Source organism: Arthrobacter sp. Y3223164, assembly GCF_059091005.1.
Genome location: NZ_JBNHGF010000308.1, coordinates 1 through 3,256 on the forward strand (window position 1 = coordinate 1; position 3,256 = coordinate 3,256).

A 3,256-nucleotide genomic window follows, 5' to 3' on the forward strand; every position below is an offset into this window, starting at 1 on the left:
CGGGGATGCGCCGGCTTCGGCGGTGCCGGCCGCGTCGCCAAACTGTCCGGCTTCCCCGGCCCCCGGCTGCACTCCGGCAGTCTTTTTCGCCTCGTCCGTCGCAGACCGCCCGGGGTTCTCCGCGGCCGCCGAGACTGCTTCATCTTGTTCGCGCGTCGAGACCGGCGGCTGGCTGCGCTGGACTTCCAACGGGTCGCTGCTCAGGCCGCCGGGTACACCCGTCCCCATCGCTTCCCCGCTCTGCGGATGCGCACCGTCCGGCGCCAGCAGCCAGCGGCCGTGTCCGGGGTGCCCGAGAAGCGCACTAAAGACGCTGGGCGAGTCGAAGCGGGGAAGGCAGAGCCAGTCCATGCTCCCGGACCGGGACACCAGCGCTCCCGTATGCAGATCCGATATGAGTGCGTAGTCCTCAATTGGAGATGCCATCTCTCCACTCAATCACAAGGGACCCGGTTACGGCAGCGGCTGTTCAGGCCGGTGCAGCCTGCAGCTGTCGGCGGACCGCGGCGGGCCGGTTGGTAGTGATTTCGCCGAAACCCAACTCGCGGCACAGTTCCACGTCCTGCGGGTCGTCCACCGTCCAGACGCGGAACTGCGTGCCGGCGTCGAGCCAGCGCCGGACGAGCGGCAGATGCGAGCGCACGTAATCGATGCCGGGTCCGGCCCAGCCTACGCGGTGCGATTCGATCAGGCCTTCGCCTTCAGACAGCGCCCGTCGCAGCAGTACCGCGACGGCGCCGACGGTCAACTCGCCCATCATCAGGCTGGCTTTAAGTTCTTCGGCGTCGATGTCATCCAGGAGTTGGCAGAGATACTGGCCCGGTATGTGGTCGGCCAAGTACTTCACGGCGTCCGGGTGGAAGCTCATGAAGGACAGCTGGATGTTGTCCAGCCGGGAGGTTTCCGGGTCCCAGCCCTCCGCCATCAGGTACCTGAGCACCTCGTCCTCCAGCTCCTGCCCGTACGGGCTGGGGTGCTTGAGCTCCACGGCCAGGCCCAGCGGCCGGCCGGCGTCGCGCATAAGATCCACCAGGTCGTCCAGTGTCACCAGTTGGTCGGCGGTGCCGCCGTACTCGACCGGAATCGGCGTGCCCTTCCACGAACTGACGTCCAGTTGCAGCAGTTCGTCCAGCGTGTGATCGGACACGTTGCCGGTGCCGGTGGAGGTGCGGTCCAGCGTGAAGTCGTGGAAACAGACCAGCCGGCGGTCTTTGGTCAGGTGGAGATCGCACTCGATCCCATCGGCCCCGTCGGCGATCGCCTGCAGGTAGGCGGCCCGCGTATTCTCCGCATACTGCTCACTGGAACCACGGTGGGCGTAGATCCTCTGGTGCATGAATTCACCGTACGCGATGACCGGACATACGGACCCGCCGTAGGGTTGACTGGTGGGTGAACGAACGATGATCGTTCAGCAATTCGGTTTCGGAGGCAACATGGGCACTCAGACGGGCGGCGGCGTCGCACCTGACACGGCGGAAGGGCGGACGGTCGGCTACGCGGCGCACAACGCCCCCGACAACCTCCCCGGTGGCGGAACGAGCCAGCTTGCCGTGCTGCCCGACAGCGTCCGTGCCGCAGGACTGCGGCGGATGAAACTGCTCGCCACGGGGTTGCTGCTGGTTCTGGCGGTGGTCTTCGTGGTGTCGTTCGCGCTGCAGGACCGCTACCCGTGGCTGAGCTATGTCCGGGCCGCGGCCGAGGGCGGAATGGTGGGTGCGCTTGCGGACTGGTTCGCCGTGACCGCACTCTTCAAACACCCGATGGGGCTGAAGATTCCGCACACCGCGATCATCCCGCGCCGCAAGGATCAGATCGGCGCCAGCCTGGGCCAGTTCGTGGAAGAGAATTTCCTGGCCGAGGACGTGGTCAAGGCCAAGATCGGGTCCCTTGGGATCACTGCCAAGGCCGGCCTCTGGCTGGAACGGCCGGAAAACACCGAACGGATTGCCCGCGAGGGCGCCACGGCCATCCGCGGAGCCTTGACGGTCCTCAATGACGAGGACGTGCAGGAACTGATTGAGTCGCTGGCCCGCCGGCATCTGATCGACCCGCAGTGGGGACCGCCGCTGGGCCGGCTGGCCGAGCACGTGCTGCGCGACGGCCACCACCTGAAGCTGGTGGATCTGCTGCTGGACCGCGCCGCCGACTGGGTACTGGACAACCAGGACACGGTGGCGCGGCTGGTGTCCGACCGCTCACCGACCTGGGTCCCGCCGTTCCTGGATTCGCTGGTTGGCGACAAGGTGCATCTGGAGCTGTACAAGTTCATCATCGCGGTGCAGGCCGACCCGGATCATCCGATGCGCCAGCAGTTGGACGGGTACCTGAACTCCCTGGCGCAGGACCTGCAGCACGATCCCGAGATGATGGCCCGGGTGGAGGCCATCAAACACAACGCCCTGGGCGACCCCGAAGTGCGCTCCCTGGCGGCCCGCACATGGGAGACGCTGAAAACCGCCCTGCTGGAGGCGGTGGAGGACCCCCAGAGCGGGTTGAGCCTGACGTTCAAGCGGGCGGTCGGAGACTTCGGCCACCGGCTGGCCACCGATGCGGAGCTGGCGGCCAAGATCGACGGCTGGATCGAGGAGGCCGCCGGGTATCTGGTCCGCACCTATCGCTCCCAGATTGCCGCCGTCATCACCGAAACGGTGGAGCGCTGGGATGCTCAGGAGACGTCGCGGAAGATCGAACTCCAGGTGGGCAGGGACCTGCAGTTCATCCGGATCAACGGCACCGTGGTCGGCTCCCTGGCCGGGCTGGCGATCTTCACGGTGGCCACCGCCGCCTTCGGTTAGCCGCGCGGCTGGGTGCCGCCCTATGGAGCATCCGCTCCAGTTCGTGACTGGTGCTCCGGTTCAAACCGGAGCACCAGTCACGAAACGGAGCGCAAGGACTACGTCGGGCCTAGCCCGCCCAGAGGAAGCGGATTCGTTGGCCGGGCCGGGCCTGGGCCAGCGCCGGGAGGTCGGCCGCTTCCACCACGGCCGGCACCGGATAGCCGCCGGTCACCGGATGGTCGGCCAGGAACACGGTGGGCAAGCCCGACGGCGGCACCTGCACCGCGCCGGTAACCATGCCTTCGCTGGGCAGTTCCCGGCCGACCGCACGCTGCAGCGGCCGGCCCAGCAGGCGCAGTCCGATCCGGTTGCTCTCGGGGCTGACCGCCCAATGGCCCAGCACCAGGCGCTGGCGGGCGTCGGCGGTAAACCAGTCCAGCCGCGGTCCGGGGCGGAGCCGCACGGTCACAACACTG

4 protein-coding genes are annotated in these 3,256 nt (G+C 67.5%); 1 reads left to right on the forward strand and 3 read right to left on the reverse strand.

Annotation, left to right across the window (positions count from 1 at the left end; translation table 11 throughout):
- Both AC5RUJ_RS13070 and AC5RUJ_RS13075 read right to left on the reverse strand, forming a co-directional pair.
- Positions 1–426 (reverse strand): trehalase-like domain-containing protein (locus tag AC5RUJ_RS13070; protein ID WP_494155973.1); only part of this gene is annotated, 426 nt, incomplete at its 3' end.
- A gap of 43 nt (positions 427–469) precedes the next feature.
- Positions 470–1,336, reverse strand: a complete 867-nt coding sequence (locus tag AC5RUJ_RS13075) for a glycerophosphodiester phosphodiesterase family protein (protein WP_494128693.1) — start codon at positions 1,334–1,336, stop codon at positions 470–472.
- Between the two features lie 256 nt (positions 1,337–1,592).
- Between AC5RUJ_RS13075 and AC5RUJ_RS13080 the strand changes: the two genes are divergently transcribed.
- Entirely contained in the window at positions 1,593–2,798 is a 1,206-nt protein-coding gene (locus AC5RUJ_RS13080) for a DUF445 domain-containing protein (RefSeq protein WP_494002340.1), read from the forward strand.
- A 109-nt stretch (positions 2,799–2,907) separates the two neighbouring features.
- Here the strand turns inward: AC5RUJ_RS13080 and AC5RUJ_RS13085 are convergent.
- A partial coding sequence (locus AC5RUJ_RS13085; RefSeq protein ID WP_494155974.1) for a 5-oxoprolinase subunit C family protein occupies positions 2,908–3,256 on the reverse strand: 349 nt, incomplete at its 5' end.